This window comes from Bradyrhizobium niftali (genome assembly GCF_004571025.1).
GTDB lineage: Bacteria > Pseudomonadota > Alphaproteobacteria > Rhizobiales > Xanthobacteraceae > Bradyrhizobium > Bradyrhizobium niftali.
The window spans coordinates 60,431-85,241 of the sequence record NZ_SPQT01000038.1; the positions used below are offsets into that span (position 1 = coordinate 60,431).

The following is a 24,811-nucleotide window of genomic DNA, read 5'->3' on the forward strand; positions in this document are numbered from 1 at the left end:
TTTGATGGCGAAGAACTTCGCATCCACCGGCGATCTCGCCGAGAAGAAGATCACCTTCTCGGAGATCGGCACCGATCTCTATGCCTTCACCGCCGAGGGCGATCCGAACACGGCCGTGATCGTCGGTGACGACGGCTGCCTGGTGTTCGACGCGCAGGCAACGCCGGCGATGGCGGGCAAGGTCATCGAGCGGGTCCGCACCGTCACCGACAAGCCGATCAAATATGTCGTGCTGTCGCATTATCACGCCGTGCGCGTGCTGGGGGCCTCCGCCTACAAGGCGCAAGGCATCGTGGCCTCGCAGGAGACCTATCGCCTCATCGAGGAGCGCGGCCAGCAGGATTGGGATTCCGAATACGGCCGCTTCCCGCGCCTGTTCCAGGATGCGCAGAGCATTCCCGGCCTGACCTGGCCGACGCTGACCTTCGAGGGCGAGATGTCGATCTATCTCGGCAAGCGCGAGGTTCGCCTGATGCAGTTAGGGGCCGGCCATACCTCGGGCGACATCGTCGCCTGGGTGCCGGATGCGGAAGTGATGTTCTCCGGCGACCTCATCGAATATCACTCGGCCTGCTATTGCGGCGATGCGCATTTGCGCGAATGGCCGCTGACGCTGAACGAGATCCGCAACTTCAATCCCAAGGCGATCGCGCCGGGCCGCGGTGACGCGCTGAAGGGGACCGCCACCGTGCGCGAAGCCATCGCGATGACGCGCGACTTCGTCACCTCGCTCTATGGCGCCGCCGAAATCTCGGTCGCCAGGGGGCGCACGCTGAAGGAATCGATGGCAGCGACGCGCGAGGTGATGGATCCGAAATTTTCGAGCTTCGCCATCTACGAGCACTGCCTGCCGTTCAACGTGTCGCGCGCCTATGACGAAGCGTCGGGGATCGACGATCCCGTGATCTGGACCGACAAGCGCGACCAGGAGATGTGGGCCGCCCTGCAAGGAGGAGGATAATCATGAACATCAATACCTCGCCCGATCAGATCATCCGCAGCTCGGCCCAGGTCACGCCGGGCTACATGTCCGGCTTCGGCAACAGCTTTGAGACCGAGGCACTGCCGGGCGCGCTGCCGATCGGGCGCAACTCGCCGCAGCGCTGCGCCTACGGGCTCTATGCCGAGCAGCTTTCCGGCTCGCCCTTCACCGCGCCGCGCGGCACCAATGAGCGCTCCTGGCTCTACCGCATCCGCCCCTCGGTGAAGCACTCCGGCCGTTTCGAGAAGGCCGACGCCGGCCTGTGGCGCTCGGCGCCCTGCCACGAGAACGATTTGCCGATCGCGCAGCTGCGCTGGGACCCGGCGCCGATCCCGAAGGAGGACATGACCTTCCTTCAGGGCGTGCAGACCATGACGACCGCCGGCGACGTCAATACGCAGGCCGGCATGGCCGCGCATGTCTACCTCATCACCAGCTCGATGGTGGACCAGCATTTCTACAATGCCGACGGCGAGCTGATGTTCGTGCTTCAGCAGGGCAATCTGCGCCTCGTCACCGAGTTCGGCCGCATCGACGCCGAGCCCGGCGAGATCGTGGTGATCCCGCGCGGCGTCAAATTCCGCGTCGAGATTCCGAACGGGCCGGCGCGCGGTTATCTCTGCGAAAACTACGGCGGCGCCTTCACGCTGCCGGAGCGCGGCCCGATCGGCGCCAATTGCCTCGCCAATGCGCGCGACTTCCTCACCCCGGTGGCGCATTACGAGGACAAGGACACGCCGACCGAGCTCTACGTGAAATGGGGCGGCGCGTTGTTCAAGACGCAGCTGCCCCATTCGCCGATCGACGTCGTCGCCTGGCACGGCAATTACGCGCCGTACAAATACGATCTGCGCACCTTCTCTCCCGTCGGCGCGATCGGCTTCGACCATCCCGATCCGTCGATCTTCACGGTGCTGACCTCGCCGTCGGAGACCGCGGGCACCGCGAACATCGATTTCGTGATTTTCCCGGAGCGCTGGATGGTCGCCGACAACACCTTCCGGCCGCCCTGGTACCACATGAATATCATGAGCGAGTTCATGGGCCTGATCTACGGCGTGTACGATGCCAAGCCGCAAGGCTTCGTCCCCGGCGGCATCAGCCTGCACAATTGCATGCTGCCGCACGGCCCCGACCGCGACGCGTTCGAGCATGCCAGCAATGGCGAATTGAAGCCGGTGAAGCTGACCGGCACCATGGCCTTCATGTTCGAGACCCGCTACCCGCAGCGCGTCACCGCGCATGCTGCGAATTCGTCGACGCTTCAGGACGATTACGCGGATTGCTGGAAGGGCCTGGAGAAGCGGTTCGATCCGAACAAGCCGTAGTGACTTCGTCATTCCGGGATGCGCCGAAGGCGCAGGCCCGGAATCCATACTCACGATCGTGGTTATGGATTCCGGGCTCGCGCTCCGCGCGCCCCGGAATGACGGCGGAGAAACCGTCTCAAAACATCCGGCAGGAAACCAATGCCCCACCCCAACGACCCCAGCCTCCGCTCCTTCATCGACGTCGATCCCGCCTCCGACTTCCCGATCCAGAACCTGCCCTATGGCGTGTTCTCGACCGACGCCAACCCGACGCCGCGGGTCGGCGTGGCGATCGGCAATTACGTGCTCGATCTCTGGGAGCTCGAGCAGGACTCGCGCCTCGATGTCGGCGCGCTCGGCGTGTTCTCCGGGCCCTCGCTCAATCCGTTCATGGCGCTGGGGCCGAAGGTCTGGGCCAGGACGCGGGCGCGGATCAGCGAGCTCTTGCGCGCCGATCATCCGGAGCTGCGCGACAATGAGGAGCTGCGCAAGCAGGCCCTGGTGCCGATGCGCGATGCCAGACTGCACATGCCGTTCGCGGTCTCCGGCTACACCGATTTCTATTCGTCCAGGGAGCACGCCACCAATGTCGGCGTGATGTTCCGCGGCAAGGACAACGCGCTCCAGCCGAACTGGCTGCATATGCCGATCGCCTATAATGGCCGCGCCTCCACCGTCGTGGTCTCCGGCACCAGCGTGAAGCGCCCGCGCGGGCAGTTGAAGCCGCCGAATGTCGATTTGCCGAGCTTTGGGCCATGCAAGCGGCTCGACTTCGAGCTGGAGATGGGCGTGGTGGTCGGCCAGCCCTCAGCCATGGGCGGCATGTTGAGCGAGCAACAGGCCGAGGAGATGATCTTCGGCTTCGTGCTGCTCAACGACTGGAGCGCGCGCGACATCCAGCAATGGGAGTACGTGCCGCTCGGTCCGTTCCTGGCAAAAGCGTTTGCGACCTCGATCAGCCCGTGGGTGGTGACGCGCGAAGCGCTGGAACCGTTCCGCCTGAAGGGGCCGGAGCAGGAGCCGGTGCCGCTCGATTATCTCAAGCAGGCCAAGCCGCAGAATTACAGCATCGAGCTCGATGTCTCGTTGCGGCCCGGCGGTGCGAACGCGCCAACGGGTATCAGCCGCACCAATTTCAAGTACATGTACTGGTCGTCGGTGCAGCAGCTCATGCACCACGCCTCCTCGGGCTGCGCCATGAATGTCGGCGATCTCCTCGGCAGCGGCACCATCTCCGGCCCGGAGAAGAACCAGCGCGGCAGCCTGCTCGAGATCAGCTGGAACGGCACCGAGCCGGTCGAATTGCCCGGCGGCATCAAGCGTTCGTTCCTGGAGGACGGCGACAGCCTCGTCATGCGCGGCTGGTGCCAGGGCAACGGCTATCGCGTCGGCTTTGGCGCGGTCGAGGGGACGATTCTGGCGGCGGAGTGAACTCCGTCGTCGCCACAAACTCCGTCATTGCGAGCGCAGCGAAGCAATCCAGAGTCTTTCCCCGGAGGGATTCTGGATTGCTTCGTCGCGAAGGGCTCCTCGCAATGACGTGGAGAGAGCTTACCGCCTCTCCGGCGGCACGTCGCGGATCCGCGCGCAATGCGCCGCGACATCCTCCGCGCTGTACTTCAAATGCACCCGCTTGTCCGACGGCACGTGCTTCGTCACGCATACGCCCGGCCGCCATTCCTGCGTCGGGCGGATCGGGCGCGGGGCAAAGCCGCCGCCGCAGTTCGGGCAGACGTTGGAGAGCTTGGTCTCGACGCAGTCCGCACAGAACGTGCATTCATAGGAGCAGATCCGCGCATCCGTTGCATCGGGCGGCAGGTCGCGGTCACAATATTCGCAGTTCGGTCGAAGCTGGAGGGCCATGGTCGAATCTCCGGATCGGCTGGATCATCGCAGACGGTGCGTGATGCGCGAATGCCGTAGTTCCCTCGATTTCAGCCAGGCTTCAGCTCCCTGAGCGGCAGCCGCGTGCTCTCCTTCAGCCGGTCGAGCACGATCGAGGAGCGCACATGCGCCACGCTCTGGTGCGGCATCAACACGTCGTTGACGAGGTTGGAGAGGCCCTTCAAATCGCGCAGCACGGCTTTCAGCACGTAATCGGCATCGCCCGTCAGCGAGTAGGCCTCCTGGATCTCGTCGATGCGATTGACCAGCGCGCGGAACCGCTTGGAATTGTCCGGCGAGTGGGTCGCGAGCCCCACCTGGATGAAGGCGATCACCCCGAAACCGAGCGCCTCGCTGGAGAGATCGGCGTGATAGCCCGATATCACCTTCTCCTCCTCCAGCCGCATCCGCCGGCGCGAGCATTGCGAGGCCGAGAGACCCGCGAGATCGGCGAGCTCCTGGTTGGTGAGGCGGCCGTCGTCCTGGAGCGCGCCGAGGATCTTGAGGTCGAAAGCGTCCACCGAAATCATGCGCGTTTTATCCATTTGGTGCACGGATCGTGCATATGATAGCCAAATGACGTCCCGTTTGCACGCCTCTTGCGCGTCCCATGAAGGATAGTTCCTCCCAGCAGCCATTTGGGAGAGCAGCATGGGTCCGTTTCCGCACGATGCACCGCCGGCCACTGTTAGCGCCGACAATCCGATGGGCACCGACGGGTTCGAGTTCGTCGAATATGCCCATCCCAATCCGGGCGAGCTGCACGCGCTGTTCAAGCTGATGGGCTATGCGCCCGTCGCCCGCCACACGACCAAGGCAATCACGGTCTATCGCCAGGGCGACATCAACTATCTCGTCAACCAGGAGCCCGGCACCCACGGCTACGATTTCGTCGCCGCGCATGGTCCCTGTGCCCCGTCGATGGCGTTTCGCGTGGTCGATGCGAAGGCGGCCTATGACCGCGCGATCGCGCTCGGCGCCGAGCCTTCGGATGTGTCATCGGCGCAGAAGACGCTCGACGTGCCCGCGATCAAGGGCATCGGCGGCAGCCTGCTCTATTTCGTCGACCGCTACGGCGCCAAGGGCTCGGCCTACGATGACGAGTTCGAATGGCTTGGCGCGCGCGATCCCAAGACGGCTGGTGCCGGCCTGTTCTATCTCGACCACCTCACCCACAACGTCCACCGCGGCCGCATGGATGTGTGGACGGGCTTCTACCAAAAGCTGTTCAACTTCCGCCAGATCCGCTTCTTCGACATCGAGGGGCGCGCGTCGGGCCTGTTCTCGCGCGCGCTGACCAGCCCCGACGGCAAGATCCGGATTCCGATCAACGAGGATGCCGGCGAGTCCGGCCAGATCGAGGAATATCTGAATATCTATCGCGGCGAAGGCATCCAGCACATCGCCTGCGGCTGCCGCGACATCCACCGCACCATCGAAGGCCTGCGCGAAGCCGGCCTGCCCTTCATGCCGTCGCCGCCAAACACCTACTTCGAGCGGATCGACGCCCGCCTGCCCGGGCATGGCGAGGACATCGCGCGGCTTCAGAAGAACGGCATCCTGATCGACGGCGAAGGCGTCGTCGACGGCGGCCAGACCAAGGTGCTGCTCCAGATCTTCTCGGCCAACGCGATCGGCCCGATCTTCTTCGAGTTCATCCAGCGCAAGGGCGATGACGGCTTTGGCGAGGGCAACTTCAAGGCCCTGTTCGAATCGATCGAGGAGGACCAGATCCGGCGCGGCGTGCTGAAGGTGGATGACGCGGCTTAGGGCTCGCGCTTCTAGCCAGACTGCAGCGTCACAACAGGTGTCGTCCCGGCGAAGGCCGGGACCCATAACCCCAGGGAGAGGTTACCCCTTCCACGCCTTCGTCACCGCGGCGATCTCCGCGCCCTCCGGTTCGCGCACCGCGGATGGCGTGCGTGAGAATCGCGGCGCGGGCGCGGGCTGTTTCACGCCGTGGCGTTCGACGAACACATTTCGGGCGACCATGTGCGGATGCTGCGTCGCCTCCGACATGGTCAGCACCGGCGCGAAGCAGATGTCGGTGCCTTCCATGATCTTGCACCAGTCCTCGCGCGTCTTGCTCTTGAACACGGCTTTCAGCTTTTCCTTCAGCGCCGGCCAGGCCTTGCGGTCCATCTGCGCGTCGAAATCGGCGTCGGAGAGGCCCGCGTGCTGGCGCAGCAGCGCGTAGAACTGCGGCTCGATCGAACCGATCGAGACGAAATGGCCGCAGGCGCATTCGTAGACGCCGTAGAAATGCGCGCCGCCGTCGAGGAAGTTCTGGTTGCGCCCTTCGGTCCAGCGGCCGATCGTGGTCATGTCGAAGAAGAACGACATCAGCGACGCCGCGCCGTCGCACATCGCCGCGTCGACCACCTGGCCCTTGCCGGACCTCGAGGCTTCGAGGAGCGCCGCGAGCACGCCGACGACGAGATAGAGCGCGCCGCCGCCGAAATCGCCGACCAGATTGAGCGGCGGCACCGGCGCTTCCTTCGTGCCGATCGCGGCGAGCGCGCCGGTGATGGAGATGTAGTTGATGTCGTGGCCGGCGGCGTTGGCGAGCGGGCCTTCCTGGCCCCAGCCGGTCATGCGGCCGTAGACGAGCTTTGGGTTGCGCGCGAGCACGATGTCGGGGCCGAGCCCGAGCCGTTCCATCACGCCGGGACGAAAACCTTCGACCAGCGCATCGGCGCTCGCAAGCAGGTCGAGCACCTCCGCGATCGCCGCCTTGTCCTTGAGGTCGAGCTCGATCACCTTGCGGCCGCGCCCCGCCACCGACTTCATGCTTTTCCTGGCGCCGACACGGTCGAGCGTGACGACGTCGGCGCCCATGTCGGCCAGCATCATGCAGGCAAACGGGCCCGGCCCGATGCCGGCGAATTCGACGATGCGGAAGCCGGAGAGCGGGCCGGAGGTGCGGACGGAGGCGTTTTGGGCTGGTTTATCGAGCACTTTTTTGCTTCCTCGGGTCGCAGGCGGATTGCCGATGGCTCGGCAAATGCCTGGGACGTTCCTCTGTGGGGCGAGTTAATTGATCGATTAACTTTTCCCGCCTTCACGTCAGCGAGGCAAGCGCTTTTCGTGACGCAGGGCCAAAATAAAAACGGCGCGCACCGAAGTGCGCGCCGCGGAAAATTTGTGTTGAGGCGCTATCAGCCTGCGGCGGCCACCGCGCGCTGCGCCATCACCTTGATGAGGTTGGCGCGGTACTCCGACGTGCCGTGGATATCGGACAGAAGTCCACTCGCCGAAATCGTCACGCCGTCGATCGCCGACGGCGACCAGTTCGCCTTCAGCGCGGCCTCGATCGCGGGCACCCGCACCACGCCGCTCTGCGAGGCACCAGTCGCGGCGACGCGGATCTCGCCCGACTTCGTCTGCGCGACGAACACGGCGGTCAGCGCGAAGCGCGAGGCCGGATGCCGCATCTTGGCGTAGCCCGCTTTTGCCGGAACCGGGAACGACACGGCGGTGATGATCTCGCCGTCTTCAAGCGCGGTGGTGAACAGGCCCTTGAAGAAGTCATCCGCCGTGATCGACCGCTTGTTGGTCTTCACGGTGGCGCCGAGCGCGAGCAGTCCGGCCGGATAGTCCGCGGCGGGATCGTTGTTGGCGATCGAGCCGCCGATCGTGCCGCGATAGCGCACCGCGGGATCGCCGATCAGCGAGGCGAGATAGGCGAGCGCAGGGATCGCCTTCTTCGCGGCATCGCTGGTCGCAACGTCGTAATGCGGCGTGGCGGCCTTGATGGTCAGCGTGTCGCCGGAGGCTTCGACCCCGATCATGTCCTTGATCTTGCCGAGGTCGATCACGTCCGAGGGGCTGGCGAGGCGCTGCTTCATGACCGGCAGCAGCGTCTGGCCGCCGGCGAGGAATTTTGCCTCGCTGCTCTTGCCGAACAGGCTGGCGGCTTCGTCGACCGAGGAAGCGCGATGATAGGTTGTCTGGTACATCTTCGTTCCTCCCTTAAGCCGCGTGGATCGTGCGCCACACCCGGTCGGGGGTTGCGGGCATTTCCAGGTTGTTCTTGCCGATCGCATCCGTGATCGCATTGATCACGGCCGCAGAGGCGCCGATCGCGCCGGCCTCACCGCAACCCTTGATGCCGAGCGGATTGCCCGGGCACAGCGTCGTGGTGTGGGAGAGGTTGAACGAGGGCAGGTCGTCGGCGCGCGGCATGGCGTAGTCCATGAACGAGGCCGTGACCGGCTGGCCATTGGCATCGTAGATCGCGTGCTCGAGCAGGGCCTGCCCGATGCCCTGGGCGAGGCCGCCATGGACCTGTCCCTCGACGATCATCGGGTTGATCAGCCGGCCGAAATCGTCGGCGGCGACGAAGTTGACGAAACTCGTCTTGCCGGTGCCGGCATCGACCTCGAGCTCGCAGATATACGTGCCGGCCGGGAAGGTGAAGTTGGTCGGGTCGTAGAAGGCGCTTTCCTTCAGGCCCGGCTCCATCCCGTCAGGCAGGTTGTGGGCGGTGTAGGCCGCGAGCGCGACCATCGGGAAGGCGATCGCCTTGTCGGTGCCCGTCACCTTGAACTCGCCGTTCTCGATGACGATGTCGGCTTCCGACGCTTCCAGCGCATGCGCGGCGATCTTCCTGGCCTTGGACTCCATCTTCTCCATGGCCTTCAGGATCGCGGTGAGGCCGACGGCCGCCGAGCGCGAGCCGTAGGTGCCCATGCCGAACTGCACCTTGTCGGTGTCGCCATGGACGATCGAGACCTGGCTGATGGGAACGCCGAGGCGCTCCGCGACGAGCTGGCAGAACGTGGTCTCGTGACCCTGGCCGTGGCTGTGCGAGCCCGTGAGGATCTCGATCGTGCCGACCGGGTTGACGCGGACCTCGGCGGATTCCCAAAGACCGACGCCGGCACCCAGGCTGCCGACGGCCTTCGACGGCGCGATGCCGCAGGCCTCGATGTAGCAGGACACGCCGATGCCGCGCAGCTTGCCGTCCGCCTTGGCCTTGGCCTTGCGCGCGGCGAAGCCGGCATAGTCGATCGCCTTCATCGCCGCATCGAGCGAAGCGTTAAAGTCGCCGGTGTCATAGGCCATGATCACGGGCGTCTGGTGCGGGAACTGGGTGATGAAGTTGGTCCGGCGCAGCGCCGCCGGATCGACCTTCAGCTGCCGCGCGGCCGTCTCCATCAGCCGCTCGATCAGGTAGCTCGCCTCGGGGCGGCCCGCGCCGCGATAGGCGTCGACCGGCGTGGTGTTGGTGTAGACCCCGATCACCTCGGCATGGATCGCCGGGATGTTGTACTGGCCCGACAACAGCGTCGCGTAGAGATAGGTCGGTACCGACGAGGAGAACAGCGACATGTAGGCGCCGAAATTGGCGTAGGTCTTCACCTTGAGGCCGGTGATCTTGTTGCTGGCGTCGAACGCCATCTCGGCGTGGGTGACATGGTCGCGGCCATGCGCGTCGGTGAGGAAGGCCTCGGTGCGGTCGCCGGTCCATTTCACGGGACGGCCGACCTTCTTCGAGGCCCACAGCGCCACCATCTCCTCGGGATAGATGAAGATCTTGGAGCCGAAGCCGCCGCCGACGTCGGGAGCGATCACCCGCAGCTTGTGCTCGGGGGCGATGTTGTAGAACGCCGACAGCACGAGGCGGGCGACGTGCGGGTTCTGCGACGTCGTGTAGAGCGTGAAATGCTCTTCCGCGGCGTCGTAATCGGCGATCGCCGCACGCGGCTCCATCGCGTTCGGCGCGAGGCGGTTGTTGGTGACGTCGAGCTTCACGACATTGGCGGCCTTGGCGAAAGCCGCATCCGTGGCGCCCTCGTCGCCGATCACCCAGTCATAGACCTGGTTGCCGGGTGCTTCAGGGTGAAGCTGTGGCGCGCCGGCCTTGATCGCGGCGTGGACGTCGGCGACCGCCGGAAGTTCCTCGTAATCGACGACGACAGCTTCCGCCGCGTCGCGCGCCAGATTCTTGCTGTCGGCGATCACGACCGCGACGGCCTGTCCGACGAAGCGCACCGTCTCCGGCGCCATCGCCGGCCATGCGCCCATCTTCATCGGGCTACCGTCCTTGGAGGTGATGGCCCAGCCGCAGATCAGGTTGCCGACCTTGTCGTCGACCAGCTGCTGTCCGGTGAGCACCGCGACCACGCCCGGCATCTTCAGCGCGGCGGACGAGTCGATCTTCTTCACCTTGGCGTGCGCATGCGGGCTTCTGATGAACTGGGCATGGGTCATGCCCACCAATTTGATGTCGTCGACGTAGCGGCCCTTGCCGGTAATGAAACGCTTGTCTTCCTTGCGCACGACTCGCGCGCCGATGCCTTCAACACCCATGTCTGGTCCTCCCGACCGGAATTATTTTGACTGCGCTTTCCATCGAAAGCAGCAGCGGTGGTCTTCGTTCGAAGCGGGCGGCTTTACTCGGCCGCCTGCGCAACCTTCATGCGTCCAGCCGCGTCCAGCACGGCCTTGACGATGTTGTGGTAGCCGGTGCAGCGGCAGATATTGCCTTCGAGCTCCTGGCGGACGGTGGCCTCGTCAAGCTGGCCGCCAGCTCCTTGAGAATTATGGCGGTGCACGATGTCGATCGCCGACATGATCATGCCCGGCGTGCAATAGCCGCACTGCAGGCCGTGATTGTCGCGGAAGGCGGCCTGCATCGGGTGCAGTTCGTCGCCCTTGGCGATGCCTTCGATGGTGGTGATGCTGGCGCCGTCGGCCTGTCCCGCCAGCATGGTGCAGGATTTCACTGCGCGGCCGTCCATGTGCACGACGCAGGCGCCGCACTGGCTGGTGTCGCAGCCGACATGGGTGCCGGTGAGGTTGAGGTGATCGCGCAGGAGATGGACCAGCAGCGTGCGATCCTCGACGTCGACAGCAACGGCCTTGCCGTTCACTGTCAGTTTGACTGTAGACACGGTGAAGTCCTCCCGAATGTTTGTAGTTATTCCAATTAGAGACAGCGCGAACGGAACTTTGCAACTGGGATTTTGGGGGACGTGCGTCATGGAAAGGTCATCGTGACGTTTGTCGCAGGTGCGCGATTCGGCCACGATGTTCCGAGCCGCCGCCAGTGCGTGGCGCGACCTTGCGATCTCCGCTTCGTCGATGGCGGCCTGGGTTCAACCGCCAGCGCGAAGCGCTGGCCCTGGACGTCGGCGCTCCCCGCGCGTCGTTTTCTCCCTTTGATGTCTTGTTCGTTGCGACGAATAGGAGCACGCGCTCACGCCGTTGTAATCGCGATCTTGGTAGTAGGGGTCGGCAGGCTAAGCCATTGATTTTGTTCGTGGCGATGCAGCAAGCCGCCACCGGCAAGCTGCGCTTGCCGGGTCGTCCAGGGACGCGCACTCGTCAAGGCACATCCATACCCTGATTGATACGAGTTGAACTGGCAGCAGGCCTGTCGTGGCGCCTCGCCACCCGACGACATTGTGACGCTGTCGATAAATCGCTCAATCCGGTTGCGAGCGCGGGACGAGCGGCGCAGTCCACCGATGGACGGCATTCTCAGTCGATCCGATATCTCCCTTTTGCAGGACCAGGTGGAATAGGCGCTTTCAACGAACTGCCGACTTGAGACCTTCGAGCATTTCACGGGTGCGCTTTATTGAAAAATCGTGTGTCGCCCGATCGAAGGACGGGCTTCCCCGCATCATGTAACCGTGGCGCACTCGGGGAAAGATGTGCACTTCGACGTTTTCCATGCTTGCCGCCAAATTACGATACGCCTCCAGCACCTCGACCGGCGCGCGATCGTCATCGTCGCCCCAAATGAGGCAGACTTGCTCGCGGACCCCGACAAGCTCGTGAAGATAGTCCAGCATCTGGGATCCGTGGCAACAGATACCGGCGGCATAGCCAAGTCGCTTCGGCCCGAGGATCGCATACGGACCGCCGTAGCAAAATCCCATGACGGCCGCCTGCCCATTGAATTGCGGCAGTGTGCCGAGGTGCCTCAACGTGTCGATCAAATCGTCTTCGCCGGCTCTGATTTGCTCCGGGCGCGGCTGTGCACGCTGGGCCGCGCGCGGATCTCTGCGCGAAAGTGGGCCGGCAATCGACCGCCAAAACAGATCGGGCACCGCGACGATGAAGCCAGATGCCGCAAGCTCGTCGGCAATTGCGCGCATGTCGGCATCCACGCCATGGATAGCAGAAGCAAGCACAATGGCAGCAACCGGCTTTTCAGGCTCGGGCGTGACCAGATAGCAATCGAACGCGCTGCCGCCTTTCGCGCAAATCTTGCTGAACTTCCCCTGCATATCCGATCCAGCACTTAGCTCGATGTAGAGGCCAACGTCGGGTCTGGCCGGGAGGCGCGGCATGGAGGCCGCAGCCATCTGAGACCCCGCAGCGCTACTCCAGTCGGATCTTCGCGAGGCTGATCACTTTGGCCCACTTCTCGGTTTCACCGGCCATGACCTTGCCGAAATCGGCAGGCGAGCCGGCCAGTTCCGCGGCATCGAGGCTACGGAGGTGCATCTTGAACGTGGGATCGGCCAGCGCGGCGTTGGCCTCCCTGTTGAGGCGATCGATAATCTCGGCTGGCGTGTGTTTCGGCGCGCCGAGGCCGAACACCGAACTCGCCTCATAACCGGGCACGAATTCGCCAATGGCTGGCACATCCGGCAACGCTTCGGATCGCGCTGCCGTCGTGATCCCGAGCGCGCGCAGCTTGCCGCTGCCGATGTATCCGATCGATGTCGCCAGGTTCGCAAAGACGAACTGCACCTGTCCGCCGAGCAGATCCGTGATCGCGGGCGCTACGCCACGATAGGGCACATGCTGAAGATCAAGCCCGCCGGCCTCCTGTTTGAACAGTTCCGCGGCGATATGGGTGATCCCGCCCACGCCGCCCGACCCATAGGAGAGTCGCCCCGGATTGGCTTTGGCATAGGCGATGAACTCTGGAATTGTAAGGGCAGGAACCGATGGATGTGTCACCATCACCAGGGCGCCGCGGGTCAGGCTCGCGACCGGCGCAATATCCCGCAGGAAATTGAAATCGAGATTTTCGTAAAGCGTCGCATTGATCGCATTGGGGGAGCCAACCAGCAGAAGCGTGTAGCCGTCCGGAGGCGCGCGCACGACCGCATCAGTGGCGATATTGCTGCCAGCTCCGGGGCGGTTCTCGACGATAAATTGCTGGCCGAACCGCTCCGAACACCATTGCCCGATCAGGCGCGCAAGGATGTCATTCGGGCCGCCCGCGGCGAAGCCAACCATGATCCGGACCGGCCGCGAGGGGTAAGTATCCGCGTAAGCCAGACCCGACAGCAGAGGCGGACCGGCCACCCCCGCTGCGAGGTGCAGAAATTGACGTCGGGAGGGAGTCATAGGCTTTGCTCAGTCGAACCCGCACGCGCGCCGGCTCTCTTCAACGCCGAGGATAGTTGATGCTGTCATAAGCACATAAGGCTATTGTCTGATGATATCATCTCAGAACGGAAATGGGTGCTTTGATGCAGATGAGCGATCGCATCGGAAAGCGAATGAAGCTGCAGGACCTGCACGTGCTCATGGCGGTGGTGCAGGCCGGCAGCATGGGCAAGGCGGCGCTCATGCTCAATACGACTCAGCCCAATATTTCGAGATCGATCGCGGAGCTCGAGCTTGCGTTCGGCGTCCGCTTGTTGGATCGCCACCGTCGCGGCGTCGAGCCGACCGAGTGCGGTCGCGCCCTGCTCGATTGCGGCGCCGCCGTTTTCGACGAACTGCGTCGGGGCGTGAAGAGCATCGAATTTCTGGCCGACCCCACCGCTGGGGAAGTGCGGATTGGAAGCACAGCCTTTCTGGCGGCGAGCTTTGTTTCCGCTCTCGTAGATCGGCTGTCCCGGCGTCATCCGCGGATCAGATTTCAGCTCGTGACCGGCTACATGGAAACACTGCACCGCGACCTGAGCGAGCGCAAAGTCGATCTGTTGATCATGCGGAGCGGCGGCCCGATTGCTGACGAGCGGCTGCATTTCGAGTTTCTATTTGAAGATTGCTATGTCGTCGCGGCGGGTACAAAAAATCCATGGGCTCGGCGGCGCAACATCCAGCTCTCCGATCTGGCGGAGGAGCGTTGGGTGCTTCCACCCAGGGAGAGCGTGATCGGATCGATCATCACGCAGGCCTTTCGCGCCAGCGGATTTAACTATCCACGCGCGACGGTGGTCACCGATTCCCCCCATATGCGGGTCAGCCTGCTGGAGACAGGGCGGTTCATCACGGTTTTCCCGGCTTCCGCACTGAAATTTCTCGCCAGGGGCTCGGCGCTTAAGGTCTTGTCCGTTGAACTGCCGGCGGCACGTCGACCAAACGGGATAGTCACCGTTAGGGATCGTGCCATCAGCCCGGTCGTGCAACTCGTCATTGACAGCGCCCGTGAGCTTGCAGAGCCAACGGCGAAACGCAAGTGAGCCGGAGGTCCGCTTGCGGCTCATCGCGACATATTGCGATGCCGCACCAGCGCCGCATCGCTCCGCTTGGTCCATGGGTGCACGGCCTAGTACTTCCTGGCGATTGATCGCAGCCGGGCGCCGCCCTAGTCCAGCCGTACAAGCAACGGTCAAAAGGGTGGAAGCGATGCAGATGAACGACAGTCAGCGTATTCCGGCGTCGAAAGCCAAGGTGTGGGCTGCGCTCAACGATCCCGATGTTCTCAGGCGCTGCATTCCCGGCTGCCAATCGCTCGAGATGGCATCGCCGACGGAGATGATTGCGACCGTGGTGCTGAAGGTCGGTCCGGTGAAGGCGACGTTCAGCGGCAAGGTGACGCTGACCGATATCGATGCGCCCAATGGCTATCGCATCGTCGGCGAAGGCGCCGGCGGTGTCGCAGGCTTTGCCAAGGGCGGCGCGAAGGTCAGGCTGGAGGAGGAATCGCCTGACGTCACCGTCCTGCACTACGAGGCCGACGCGCAGATCGGCGGCAAGCTCGCACAGCTCGGCGCGCGGCTGATCGATTCGACGTCGCGGAAACTTGCCGCGAACTTCTTCGAAAACTTCGCGGCGGTGGTAGCGCCATCATCGTGATCAGCGCGTCGTCCTCGGCGCCCTGACGCGAACCTGTAGGGTGGGCAAAGGCGCTCTTGCGCCGTGCCCACCACTTACCAATCCACGATTGCGAGAGAAGAGGTGGGCACGCTTCGCTTTGCCCGCCCTACTGCGCTGAGTGGACCGGACGAATCGGATTGCGGCATGACTTTGCCGGAATCCGATGGCCCGTTTCGAGCTGCAAAACAAAGGCAAGACGCGAGCCCGGACAAGGAGATGAGCGGCGAAAGCCGCCAATGATTTGCACTACTACCTTCCGCCTATACTAAGCGCGAAAAGGCGATGCTGTAATTTCGAACGATGGCTCGCAGACGAACTGCGCATCACGGGCGTAGCGCGCTCAGGCGCCTAACATGGCGTGCACAACAACACCGCGGAGGGAATACAATGACCTTTGGAACGAAGGGCTTCTTGGCTGGCATCTCGATGGTTGCGATGCTGGCCACCGCTACATCAGGCGTTCGCGCCAACGACTCCCTGCTCAAGGCACAATCCGATTCGAACCAGTGGGCCGTTGCCGGCCACGACTACGGCAACACGCGCTTCAGCCCGCTGAAGCAGATCAACACCGAGAACGCCGGCAAGTTGACTCTCGCCTATTCGTTCTCGCTGGCCTCGCTCCGTTCGAACGAGTCCTCGCCGATCGTCGTCGGCAACACGCTCTACGTTTCGAGCTCCTGGGGCCCGAAATACGTCTACGCGCTCGATGCCGCCACCGGCGCGCGCAAGTGGACCTACGAGCCCGATATTCCCGAGGACGTGCTGCAATACGCCTGCTGCGACGTGAACAATCGCGGCGTCTCCTATGCCGACGGCAAGATCTTCGTCGGCCGACTCGACGGCAAGCTGACGGCGCTCGATGCCGCGACCGGCAAGGCGCTGTGGACGACGAAGGTGGTCGATTACAAGCAGGGTTCGGTCATCACCTCGCCGCCGCTCGTCGTGCGCGACAAGGTCATCACCGGTTTCGGCGGCGGCGAGTATGGCGTGCGCGGTTCGCTCCAGGCCTTCGACATCAACACCGGCAAGCAGCTGTGGCAGACCTACACCGTTCCCTCGCCGGACGAGCCCGGCGGCGACACCTGGAAGGGCGACTCCGCCCAGCATGGCGGCGGCGCGGCCTGGCTGGTCGGCTCCTACGATCCGAAGAGCGACACGGTCTATTGGGGCACCAGCAATCCCGGCCCGTGGAACACGGCGGTGCGCTCGACCGGCGACGGCAATTTCGGCAAGCTGACCAACCTCTACACCGCCTCGACGGTGGCGTTCGATCCCAACACCGGCAAAATCAAGTGGCACATCCAGACCACGCCGGCCGATGCCTGGGACTATGACGGCGTCAACGAAGCCGTGCTCGCGGATCTGAAGATCGGCGGCAGCACCGTTCCGACGCTGATGAAGGCGGATCGCAACGGCTACTTCTTCGTCGCCAATCGCGAGACCGGCAAGGTGCTTTCGGCGGAGAAATACGTGTTCTCCAACTGGGCCAAGAAGTGGGACGTCGCCACGATGCGCGCGGTCGAGGATCCCGACAAGCGTCCCGGGCCGAACCATCCCGCCAAGGACATCTGCCCGAACCTGATCGGCGGCAAGAACTGGCAGCCGATGTCGTTCAACCCGCAGACCGGCCTCGTCTACATCCCGTCCAACAATGTCTGCATGGACTGGTCGGTCTCCGATGTCGCCTACAAGCGCGGTGTGTTCTATCTCGGCGCCGAATTCCCGACCAAGGAAGGCCCCGGCGGCTTCCTCGGCGAGCTCGTGGCCTGGGATCCGGTCGCGCAGAAGAAGGTCTGGTCGATCAAGGAAGACCTGCCGTTCAACGGCGGCACGCTGACCACCGGCGGTGGCCTCGTGTTTGCCGGCAACATTCATGGCGATTTCCGCGCCATCGATGCGAAGTCCGGCAAGGTGTTGTGGAGCAAGAATCTCGGCTCCGGCATCGGCGCGGGTCCGGTGACCTACCAGGTCGACGGCAAGCAATATGTCGCCATCGTCGTCGGCCGCACGGCTGCGCTGCCTGCGTTCCTGGGCGAGGTAGGAAAGAAGATGACGGCCGCAGCTCCCGAGGGCGGTTCGCTCTTCGTGTTCTCCGTCCAGTGACCACTCGCGCGCGTATCCTCGAGGTGACGGATACGCGCGCGCTTTTTCCAAACCTTAGCTGCGGCATCGGCCGATGCCTGGTGCCGCAGCGCCTGGCTCGACAGAATTCTGGCCCAACAAAGCTATGGGAGACGAGGATGCGTCCGAATCATTCTGGCACCGGTGCGAGCCGAAATCGCGCCATCGCAGGCCTGCTCGTATGTGCCGCGCTGATCGCTCCACCCTCGCTGCACGCAGACGAAGCGCAGCCGCTCCGTCTCTGCGCCGATCCGACCAATCTTCCGTTCTCGAGCGATAGTCCGTCGCAGCCGGGCTTCTATGTCGAGATCGGGCAGGCCCTGGCGCAGGCGCTCGGCCGGCCGGTCGCCTACGACTGGTACAAATCCTATTTCGGCAAGCGCACCGTGCGCGTCACGCTGCTCGGCAAGCAATGCGACGCCATGATCGGGCTGCCGCGGTCCGAGGATTTCATGGGACCGGCCGTGATCTTCTCCAACGCGTTCGCAAAGCAGGGCTATGCCCTCGTGGCCGCCAAGGGGCAGGCGCTCGATGGCGTCGACGGCCTCAGGGGCAAGCGCGTTGCCGTGCAGTTCGCCAGCACGCCGCAAAACCTGCTCGCGAGCCGCGACGACATCCAGAAGGTGACGGTGCTGTCGCCGGAGGAAGGCATGCAGGCGCTCGATCGGGGCAAGGCCGACGTCGCCTTCATCTGGGGCCCGGTCGCAGGCTGGCTGAACAAGACCAGCTACAATGATCGCTACCAGATTCAGCTCACCGAGGGCGATGGCCTGTCATGGGACGCGGCGATCGGCTTTGCCAAGACGTCCACCGAGCTGCGTGATCGCGTCGATGCCGTCCTGCCGCTGCTTCAGAGCACCATCGGCGCGCTCGCGGTGAAATATGGGCTGCCGACCGGCCAGCCGGCGCGCTTCGGGGCGACCCAGGCGATGCCGGCGGGAACGACGACCGGGACCGGACCCGGTGTGACGCAGACCGCCAGTGTGGTGGCGACCGAGACCAAGGGCGACGCGGCCGCGCCGGGCACCGAGGCCGTCGGCTCCGGCAAGGAGATCTTCAACGGAACCTGTGCGCACTGCCACGGTCCCGACGCGGTCCAGAGCGAGCGGAAGATCGACCTGCGGCTGCTGCGTCACCGCTACGGCGACGAGATGCGCGAGAAGTACTGGACGACCGTGCATGAGGGACGGCCGACCAAGGGCATGCCGGCCTGGAAAGAGGTCTTCACCGACGACCAGTTCGACCACATCTTTTCCTTCCTGCTGACGGTCCAGTCCGAATCGAACGACTGAACGATCTTGACCGAACGCGATCGGGAGGATGTGGTAGCGTCCGTCCGGCATCATCCCGGCGCCGGACGGCTATCGCATGGATGTGCCGCTTCCGCTGCCGTGGTCGATGCGCGTGCGGTGCAGTGTTGGGAAGGTGCCATGACCAGCTTCCTGATCATCGACGATCATCCGCTGTTTCGCGAGGCGCTCGGCAATGCGGTGCGGCTGGCCTTGCCGGAGGCGCAGATCTTCGAAGCGATGTCGATCGGGGATGCCCTGCATATCCTGTCGGCCGGGCAGGGCATCGACCTCGCGCTGCTCGACCTCTCGCTGCCGGATGCGACCGGCTTCTCCGGCTTCCTGCGCTTGCGCGAGGCCTATCCGCGCCTGCCCGTCGCCATCGTGTCGAGCGAGGAGGACCAGCATGTCGTCCGCGAGGCGCTGGCGCTGGGCGCCGCAGGCTATCTGCCCAAGTCGACGTCGAAGCGCGAGCTGGCACAATCGATCGAGGGCGTGCTGAGCGGATCGGTGTCGGTGCCAAAGGATTTCGTGGCGACGCCGAAGCGGCGGCGGGCCGATGCCGGCAACGGGCTCGAGGTCAAGCTGCGCGACCTCACGCCGCAGCAGCTGCGCGTGCTCGACCTCCTGCGTCGCGGCTATCCGAACCGGCAGATTGCCCAGGAGCTTCAGCTCGCCGAATCCACGGTGAAGGCGCATATCACCGAGATCCTGCGCAAGCTCGGCCTGTTCAGCCGCAACAAGGCGATCATCGAGATCGGCAAGATGGAGCTGCCGGATCCGCGCAGCCGGCCTCATGCGCGGATCGATCGCGGCAGGTCGCAATGACGCGCGGTGTCCTTCTTGACCTGGATCAAGCCGGCGTGTCTCTGCTGAGTCATTATCAACGCGTGCAATTCGACGCCGGCCCCGGCGGTATCCTGGGCACGGTCTTCAAGGTCTTCAGAATGGCTCGTACCTGATGCGATTTCTGATCGTCGAAGATCATCCGCTGTTCCGCGAGGCGCTCGAAGGCGCGCTCCGGATGGTGGCGCCTGCGGCCGATATTGTTCAGGCGACGTCGATCGACGGCGCGCTGGAACAGGTCGCGACGGCCGCCGAGTTCGACCTGATCCTGCTCGATCTGTCGATGCCGGGCACCACGGGTCTTTCGGGCATCATCCGCATCCGCAAGGCGTTTCCCAAAATTCCCGTCGTCATCGTCTCCGGGCATCAGGATCGGCAGATCATATCCGGCGCAATGTCGCTCGGCGTGTCCGGCTACATCCTCAAATCGTCGTCCAAACAGGATCTGGCACAGTCGATCGGCGAGGTACTGCGCGGCTCGGTCTGTGTTCCCGCCGTCTATCGCGGACTGGTCCGCCCGCTGCGTGCGTCCTGCCCCGCGCAGGATCTCCTGAAGCGCCTGCACGAACTGACACCACAGCAATTGCGCGTGCTCGAAATGCTCAAGCGTGGCCTGCAAAACAAGCAGATCGCCTATGAGCTGAAGATTTCGGAGACCACGGTGAAGGTCCACGTCTCCGACATCCTGCGCAAGCTCAACGTGCTCAGCCGCACCAAGGCCATCGTCGAAATGTCCAGAATCGATTTCGCGACGCTGGCAGCCGGAGACACCGCGGCCAGGCGCGAGCGGGCACGTCCGGACCAGCAGTGAGGCGATTTTCTCCCGTTTGCCCTTCAAATTGAGAGCGCTTTTTACTTGTAAGTCATGGCCTTGACGGCATGTAATATACTACCGGTACTGTGCAAGGGGTTGTTTTCGCCATTTTGATTGGAAGCCGTGCGCGCTCGCCCCGCCGCAAGCGGCGTGAAGCGAAGACGATCCGTGCGGGCTAGCTCAGCAGGAACGACAGCAGCGCCCGCATCTCGGCGGGCTTGATCGGCTTCTTCAGCACTTCGAGGCCGTGCAGGCTCGCTTCCTTCGCGGCCTTTTCGGAGTAGTCGGCCGTGATGATCATGGCCGGCGTGTCGAGCGTCAGATGCCGGCGGACGTCGGCGATGGCCGACAGGCCGCTCTCGCCGTGATCGAGGTGGAGATCGGCGATCACGGCATCGGGTGCGCCGCCGAGCTCGCTGAGGCGCAGGAGCGCATCCGCGGCCGAGCGCGTGGTCGCGACGTCGCAGCCCCATCCTTCCAGCAGCGCGGCCATCGCCTCCGAGCCGTTCGGGTCGTTTTCGATCAGCAGGATCTTGGCGCCCTCGAGCCCGCTATAGTGCCGCTCGGCGAGCTTGACCTCATGCACCTCGTCGCTGACCTCAGTGAGGTCGGCCGGCTCCAGCTCAAGCGTGAAGGTCGATCCCCTGCCGACCTGCGACGACAGCCGCACCTCGTGCCCGAGCACGGTTGCGAAACGGCGGACGATGGAGAGGCCGAGCCCGAAGCCGGCCTGGTCGGTCGCGGTCGCCTCGCCGCGCTGGAATTCGCGGAAGATTGCCTGCTGCTGCGCCTGTGCAATTCCAGGTCCGGTGTCGGAGACCTGGATGCAGATGTGGTCGCCCTTCAGCCGGCATCCCATGACGACGCCGCCGCTGCGGGTATAGCGGATGGCATTGGCAAGCAGGTTCTGGAGGATCCGCCGCAGCATCATCGCATCCGACCTCACCGCGCGCGGCGAGGTGCGGATGCGCAGGGAAAGACCCTGCCGCGCCGCGACCGGCTCGAATTCGTTGCGGAGCTGTTGGAACAGGGGCGCCAGCGCAATCGCCCGCACGTCGGGCTTGAGCGCGCCGGCGTCGAGCTTTGCGATCTCCAGCAGCGACCGCAGCAGGTCCTCCAGCATCAGCAGCGAGCGGTCGGCCTGGTCGATGAGCAGGCCCGCCTCCTGCGATTCCATCATCTCGGTCAGCGCCGACAGCGTCAGGCGCGCCGCGTTCAGCGGCTGCAACAGGTCGTGGGTGACCGAGATCAGCACCGATGATTTCAGCGAGCTTGCGGCTTCGGCCTGCTGCTTGGCGCGGTAGAGCCCCTCATTGGCGCGCTCGACCGAATGCAGCGCCTCGCGCAACTGGTGAGTCCGGTCGCGAACCTTGTGGTCGAGCGCAATGGCGGTTTCGAACAATGAAAAGGCGTTGAGCTGCTGGTCCATCGAGCGTTCGACCCGCGACATCAGCGCGGCATTGATCTTCTTCAGCTTCGCCGCCTCGCGCCGTAGCTGGTCGACCGCATCGGGGCCCTGCCACATGTCCGTCACGACGGGCGCCTTCCGATCGCAACGCCGGTGAAGGTTTGGTTCACATGCATGGAGCCGAACTGCTCCCCATAGGTATGAAAGCCGACGACCCGGTTCTGCCGGTACAGGTCGGACATGTCGCGGGCGAGCTGATGCTGCTCGGCGTCGAGCCGGCGAAGCAGGCACTCGAAGCCGATATAGAGCGAGACCTCTCCGATCTGGTCGCGGATCTCGGTGAAGGTGTCGCAGGTCGAGCCGACCAGGCTGCGCGACGTCGCCGCCGTCAGCACCATGCCCTCGTCGATGGCGCAGAAGAAATGCAGGGAGCCGTCCGGTTCGACGCGCTGGATCGACCGCGCGTAATAGGCGCCGCCGACGCGCACCAGCACGGGGTGGGACGCGAAGGAGAACGGATCGAGCTTGGCGTCCAGGATCCCGACCATGCGCGAATATTCCTGGGCCGCAGGCTCCGCGTTCAGCTCCCTGACCGTTCGATTTTCGATGTCGGCTTCGGTGACCACCATCTTCTGCGGGCTCGGCTCGAAATTGTCGCACTTGAAAACGCGGAACGGCAGCGAGGTGTTCAACAGGATCAGGAGGGCGGCATTGGTGTGGGCCTTGCCGTCGCAGAACACCCAGGTCTTCTCGAAGCGCATCCCGTCGCCGGCGGACCCGCCGACGACAGGAATGTCGTCGAGCGAGGCATAGATCGCCGACATCACCGCCTCTTCGCGGCGGCACAGGCCGTCGATCAACACCAGGCCGAAGGGATTGCCGCGATCGACTTGCGGGGTGACCCGCAACAGCTCGTGCCGGAGCTCGCCGCCGATCCTGCGGCCGTCCTCGACGCGGAAGCCGTCGAGGTTGAGAATGGGCCGCACCGCGGCCGAGAAGTCGGCACGGCTGAACGCCAGCGCCACGACGCTGTTCTCGTCCCAGCCGTCGGGCGCGAGCTCGCCCGCGGTCGTGCAACCGCAGACCTGGGTCTCGTCGAACTGCCGGGTGATCTCGGCGATGAAGTGATGAGGGTCGTAGCTGGGCGAGAGGAAGACCAGGATCAGCGCCAACTCGTCGGATGGGAGCTGGGCGGCGAGCTCGGCCACGGCTTCATCGACGCTCGCAGCCTTCGATTTGGCAACGGCAACGCCAGACGCACCGCCAAACCGAAAATCGGTTTGCCCCACTCCGTTTCTCCCTCGAGGACCAGCCTGGTCTAACGCCAAGTCTTCAAAGAATAAGGCGTTTTCCGGTTAGCCGCAACACGGCGCCCCTCGGCCCCGGCAAGGTTGGACGCGCCCTGGGGGCGAAACTCTCTCCACCCGCGGTGCAGGCCGGACGGATTTACCGCCCCTTGACGTTTCTGCCCTAATTTTCCGCACGCGTTCGGAAAGGGCTGCTTCCGGGCCGCGTGATCGTTGCAAGAACATAGGGTGGGGGTAGGAATGTCCGGGCGTATCGCGTCGCCGTCTAAGCGCACCATATTTCCGACCCTCAGGTTCCGCGCCAAAATCATCCTGGGCTTTGCCGCAGTGCTGGTGATCTCCGCCGGCAGCATGGCTTTCGCCTATTTCGGCTTCGAGCGGGTGTCGTCCGGGGTCGGGTCCTACCGCACCAGCGTTTCCGAGGCCGACCTCGCCCGCAACATCGACCGCGAGCTGCTCGCCTATCGTTCGTCCGCCCGGTACTTCGTCGTCACCGGCAAGGAGGATGATGCCAAGGCGGCGCTGGATGCCGAGGCCGGCCTCAAGAACGCGATCGACCAGGCGATCAAGGGCGCCAAGCGGCCGGCGCGGCAGGAGAGTCTCAGCAAGCTCGCCAAGGAGTTCTCCAACTTCTCGGCGACGTTTGCAAAGATCCTGCAAGCCAAGCGCGACAGCGCGCTCCTGGTCCAGAACCAGCTTCAGCGCAATGCCAACCTCCTGAAGTACAAGCTCGACGACATCGGCAACAACGCCTCCGACGCGGAGGCCCAGGCGATCGAGTTCGGCACCAAGCAGGTCAACGCCCAGTTCCAGACTGCGAGTGCCGCCGCGAGCAATTTCATCGTCAACTCCGACCAGGCGGTGGCGACAAGCGCGCTGGCGCGACTGAAGTTCGTCGAGAATTCGCTGGGCGCGATCTATTCCATGGACGACAAGGTCGTCGCCGGCCTGAAGGATGCGAAGGCGCTGCTCGCGGCCTATCGCGATGCGCTGGAGAAGCTGATCGCCAACGCCAAGATGGTCGATGATCTCGTGACCGAGATGAGCGGCTCGGCCGGCGCAATCCTGCAAGGAGCCACCGCCATGAAGGCGGACCTCGTCGCCGAACAGCAGCGGCTGGATTCCGAATCGGAAGCGACCATCGGGCAGACCGAGCAACTGGTCCTCATGCTCGCCGTCGGCGGCACGCTGCTCGGCGCGGTTCTCGCCTTCCTGCTCGGCACCGGCATCTCGCGCCCGATGATCGCGATGTGCAAGGCGATGCGCGAGCTCGCCTCGGGCAATTTCGACGTCGTGCTGCCGGGCCTCGGCCGCAAGGACGAGATCGGCGAGATGGCCGGCGCAGTCGAGGAGTTCAAGGTTCAGGCCGTCGCCAAGGCCGAGCGCGATGCTGCCGCCAGCGAAGCCCAGAGCCGGGAGCAGGCCGCCAGCCGCCGCTCCGAGCTGATCCGTTTTGCCGATGATTTCGAGAGCGCCGTCGGCGCCATCGTCTCCAACGTCTCCGCCTCGGCCGTGCAGCTCGAATCGGCAGCGTCCACGCTGACGCGCACCGCGGAGACCACCCAGAGCCTGTCGAGCCAGGTCGCCGGTGTGTCCGAGCAGGCGTCAAGCAACATGCAGTCGGTCGCCACCGCGACGGAAGAGCTCTCGGCTTCGGTCGAGGAGATCGGACGCCAGGTGCGCGATTCCAGCCGTATCGCCGAGGCCGCCGTGGTGCAGGCCAAGGAGACCGACGGCCGCATCGGTAAGCTCTCGCATGCCGCCCAGCAGATCGGCGAAGTGGTCAAGCTCATCACCGCGATTGCCGAGCAGACCAATCTGCTGGCGC

Annotated in this window: 21 protein-coding genes; 11 read left to right on the top strand and 10 right to left on the bottom strand. The window is 64.3% G+C overall.

The annotated features are described in order from the left end of the window. Positions 1-4 precede the first annotated feature (4 nt). From E4K65_RS41110 to fahA, 3 genes are all read left to right on the top strand, one after another. On the top strand, positions 5-961 hold the full coding sequence (locus E4K65_RS41110; RefSeq protein ID WP_135178956.1) for an MBL fold metallo-hydrolase: 957 nt from the start codon (positions 5-7) through the stop codon (positions 959-961). Positions 962-963: 2 nt separating this feature from the next. Beyond that, positions 964-2,310, top strand: a complete 1,347-nt coding sequence (hmgA, locus tag E4K65_RS41115; protein WP_167771565.1) for a homogentisate 1,2-dioxygenase — start codon at positions 964-966, stop codon at positions 2,308-2,310. 141 nt (positions 2,311-2,451) lie between these two features. Beyond that, positions 2,452-3,723, top strand: coding sequence for a fumarylacetoacetase (fahA, locus tag E4K65_RS41120; RefSeq protein ID WP_135178958.1), 1,272 nt, complete (start codon positions 2,452-2,454; stop codon positions 3,721-3,723). A 120-nt stretch (positions 3,724-3,843) separates the two neighbouring features. Here fahA and E4K65_RS41130 read toward each other — a convergent pair whose 3' ends face one another. After that, positions 3,844-4,155 (bottom strand): DUF1272 domain-containing protein, encoded by a 312-nt coding sequence (locus tag E4K65_RS41130; RefSeq protein ID WP_027546752.1) that lies wholly within the window; start codon positions 4,153-4,155, stop codon positions 3,844-3,846. A 71-nt stretch (positions 4,156-4,226) separates the two neighbouring features. Continuing rightward, on the bottom strand, positions 4,227-4,706 hold the full coding sequence (locus tag E4K65_RS41135) for an Lrp/AsnC family transcriptional regulator (protein ID WP_025576029.1): 480 nt from the start codon (positions 4,704-4,706) through the stop codon (positions 4,227-4,229). A 121-nt stretch (positions 4,707-4,827) separates the two neighbouring features. Here E4K65_RS41135 and hppD point away from each other — a divergent pair, with 121 nt between their 5' ends. Beyond that, positions 4,828-5,946: a 4-hydroxyphenylpyruvate dioxygenase gene (hppD, locus tag E4K65_RS41140; RefSeq protein ID WP_135178960.1), complete on the top strand. Its 1,119-nt coding sequence runs from the start codon at positions 4,828-4,830 to the stop codon at positions 5,944-5,946. A gap of 81 nt (positions 5,947-6,027) precedes the next feature. On the opposite strand, the gene E4K65_RS41145 is transcribed toward hppD, so the two are convergent. From E4K65_RS41145 to E4K65_RS41170, 6 genes are all read right to left on the bottom strand, one after another. Continuing rightward, complete coding sequence (locus tag E4K65_RS41145) at positions 6,028-7,134, bottom strand: CaiB/BaiF CoA transferase family protein (RefSeq protein WP_135178961.1); 1,107 nt, start codon at positions 7,132-7,134, stop codon at positions 6,028-6,030. Positions 7,135-7,334: 200 nt separating this feature from the next. Then, complete coding sequence (locus E4K65_RS41150; RefSeq protein ID WP_025576035.1) at positions 7,335-8,135, bottom strand: FAD binding domain-containing protein; 801 nt, start codon at positions 8,133-8,135, stop codon at positions 7,335-7,337. Between the two features lie 13 nt (positions 8,136-8,148). Beyond that, the gene (locus E4K65_RS41155) at positions 8,149-10,491 is read right to left on the bottom strand and encodes a xanthine dehydrogenase family protein molybdopterin-binding subunit (protein ID WP_135178962.1); all 2,343 of its coding nucleotides are present in this window, start codon (positions 10,489-10,491) and stop codon (positions 8,149-8,151) included. An 83-nt stretch (positions 10,492-10,574) separates the two neighbouring features. Next, entirely contained in the window at positions 10,575-11,075 is a 501-nt protein-coding gene (locus E4K65_RS41160; RefSeq protein WP_135178963.1) for a (2Fe-2S)-binding protein, read from the bottom strand. Positions 11,076-11,714: 639 nt separating this feature from the next. After that, a complete protein-coding gene (locus tag E4K65_RS41165; RefSeq protein ID WP_135178964.1) occupies positions 11,715-12,497 on the bottom strand; it encodes a dienelactone hydrolase family protein in 783 nt (260 codons plus the stop codon). 16 nt (positions 12,498-12,513) lie between these two features. Continuing rightward, positions 12,514-13,494 (bottom strand): Bug family tripartite tricarboxylate transporter substrate binding protein, encoded by a 981-nt coding sequence (locus E4K65_RS41170; RefSeq protein ID WP_025576042.1) that lies wholly within the window; start codon positions 13,492-13,494, stop codon positions 12,514-12,516. Between the two features lie 155 nt (positions 13,495-13,649). Here E4K65_RS41170 and E4K65_RS41175 point away from each other — a divergent pair, with 155 nt between their 5' ends. The 6 genes from E4K65_RS41175 (at position 13,650) to E4K65_RS41200 (ending at position 20,265) form a co-directional block, all read left to right on the top strand. After that, entirely contained in the window at positions 13,650-14,561 is a 912-nt protein-coding gene (locus tag E4K65_RS41175; RefSeq protein ID WP_167771566.1) for a LysR family transcriptional regulator, read from the top strand. A gap of 166 nt (positions 14,562-14,727) precedes the next feature. Beyond that, on the top strand, positions 14,728-15,177 hold the full coding sequence (locus E4K65_RS41180) for an SRPBCC family protein (protein WP_025576045.1): 450 nt from the start codon (positions 14,728-14,730) through the stop codon (positions 15,175-15,177). A 408-nt stretch (positions 15,178-15,585) separates the two neighbouring features. Beyond that, positions 15,586-17,301, top strand: a complete 1,716-nt coding sequence (locus E4K65_RS41185; RefSeq protein WP_029677416.1) for a PQQ-dependent methanol/ethanol family dehydrogenase — start codon at positions 15,586-15,588, stop codon at positions 17,299-17,301. Positions 17,302-17,438: 137 nt separating this feature from the next. Further along, complete coding sequence (locus E4K65_RS41190; RefSeq protein WP_167771567.1) at positions 17,439-18,611, top strand: c-type cytochrome; 1,173 nt, start codon at positions 17,439-17,441, stop codon at positions 18,609-18,611. Positions 18,612-18,749: 138 nt separating this feature from the next. Beyond that, positions 18,750-19,436, top strand: coding sequence for a response regulator transcription factor (locus E4K65_RS41195; RefSeq protein WP_027546743.1), 687 nt, complete (start codon positions 18,750-18,752; stop codon positions 19,434-19,436). 133 nt (positions 19,437-19,569) lie between these two features. Further along, the gene (locus E4K65_RS41200; RefSeq protein WP_167771568.1) at positions 19,570-20,265 is read left to right on the top strand and encodes a response regulator; all 696 of its coding nucleotides are present in this window, start codon (positions 19,570-19,572) and stop codon (positions 20,263-20,265) included. A 178-nt stretch (positions 20,266-20,443) separates the two neighbouring features. Here the strand turns inward: E4K65_RS41200 and E4K65_RS41205 are convergent, their stop codons facing one another. Both E4K65_RS41205 and E4K65_RS41210 read right to left on the bottom strand, forming a co-directional pair. Beyond that, positions 20,444-21,793 (bottom strand): hybrid sensor histidine kinase/response regulator, encoded by a 1,350-nt coding sequence (locus E4K65_RS41205; protein WP_025576175.1) that lies wholly within the window; start codon positions 21,791-21,793, stop codon positions 20,444-20,446. A 5-nt stretch (positions 21,794-21,798) separates the two neighbouring features. Beyond that, positions 21,799-22,965, bottom strand: a complete 1,167-nt coding sequence (locus tag E4K65_RS41210) for an FIST N-terminal domain-containing protein (RefSeq protein ID WP_135178968.1) — start codon at positions 22,963-22,965, stop codon at positions 21,799-21,801. A gap of 258 nt (positions 22,966-23,223) precedes the next feature. Between E4K65_RS41210 and E4K65_RS41215 the strand changes: the two genes are divergently transcribed. Continuing rightward, positions 23,224-24,811 (top strand): methyl-accepting chemotaxis protein (locus E4K65_RS41215; protein WP_135178969.1); only part of this gene is annotated, 1,588 nt, incomplete at its 3' end.

What these genes read in the sequence shown, in the direction of transcription:
- E4K65_RS41180 (WP_025576045.1), top strand. Translation starts at nt 14,728, where the DNA reads ATGCAGATGAACGACAGTCAGCGTATTCCGGCGTCGAAAGCCAAGGTG.
- hmgA (WP_167771565.1), top strand. Translation starts at nt 964, where the DNA reads ATGAACATCAATACCTCGCCCGATCAGATCATCCGCAGCTCGGCCCAG.
- E4K65_RS41130 (WP_027546752.1), bottom strand. Translation starts at nt 4,155, where the DNA reads ATGGCCCTCCAGCTTCGACCGAACTGCGAATATTGTGACCGCGACCTG.
- E4K65_RS41165 (WP_135178964.1), bottom strand. Translation starts at nt 12,497, where the DNA reads ATGGCTGCGGCCTCCATGCCGCGCCTCCCGGCCAGACCCGACGTTGGC.
- hppD (WP_135178960.1), top strand. Translation starts at nt 4,828, where the DNA reads ATGGGTCCGTTTCCGCACGATGCACCGCCGGCCACTGTTAGCGCCGAC.
- E4K65_RS41150 (WP_025576035.1), bottom strand. Translation starts at nt 8,135, where the DNA reads ATGTACCAGACAACCTATCATCGCGCTTCCTCGGTCGACGAAGCCGCC.
- E4K65_RS41195 (WP_027546743.1), top strand. Translation starts at nt 18,750, where the DNA reads ATGACCAGCTTCCTGATCATCGACGATCATCCGCTGTTTCGCGAGGCG.
- E4K65_RS41185 (WP_029677416.1), top strand. Translation starts at nt 15,586, where the DNA reads ATGACCTTTGGAACGAAGGGCTTCTTGGCTGGCATCTCGATGGTTGCG.
- E4K65_RS41175 (WP_167771566.1), top strand. Translation starts at nt 13,650, where the DNA reads ATGAAGCTGCAGGACCTGCACGTGCTCATGGCGGTGGTGCAGGCCGGC.
- fahA (WP_135178958.1), top strand. Translation starts at nt 2,452, where the DNA reads ATGCCCCACCCCAACGACCCCAGCCTCCGCTCCTTCATCGACGTCGAT.
- E4K65_RS41110 (WP_135178956.1), top strand. Translation starts at nt 5, where the DNA reads ATGGCGAAGAACTTCGCATCCACCGGCGATCTCGCCGAGAAGAAGATC.
- E4K65_RS41190 (WP_167771567.1), top strand. Translation starts at nt 17,439, where the DNA reads ATGCGTCCGAATCATTCTGGCACCGGTGCGAGCCGAAATCGCGCCATC.
- E4K65_RS41170 (WP_025576042.1), bottom strand. Translation starts at nt 13,494, where the DNA reads ATGACTCCCTCCCGACGTCAATTTCTGCACCTCGCAGCGGGGGTGGCC.
- E4K65_RS41135 (WP_025576029.1), bottom strand. Translation starts at nt 4,706, where the DNA reads ATGATTTCGGTGGACGCTTTCGACCTCAAGATCCTCGGCGCGCTCCAG.
- E4K65_RS41155 (WP_135178962.1), bottom strand. Translation starts at nt 10,491, where the DNA reads ATGGGTGTTGAAGGCATCGGCGCGCGAGTCGTGCGCAAGGAAGACAAG.
- E4K65_RS41200 (WP_167771568.1), top strand. Translation starts at nt 19,570, where the DNA reads ATGCGATTTCTGATCGTCGAAGATCATCCGCTGTTCCGCGAGGCGCTC.
- E4K65_RS41205 (WP_025576175.1), bottom strand. Translation starts at nt 21,793, where the DNA reads ATGTGGCAGGGCCCCGATGCGGTCGACCAGCTACGGCGCGAGGCGGCG.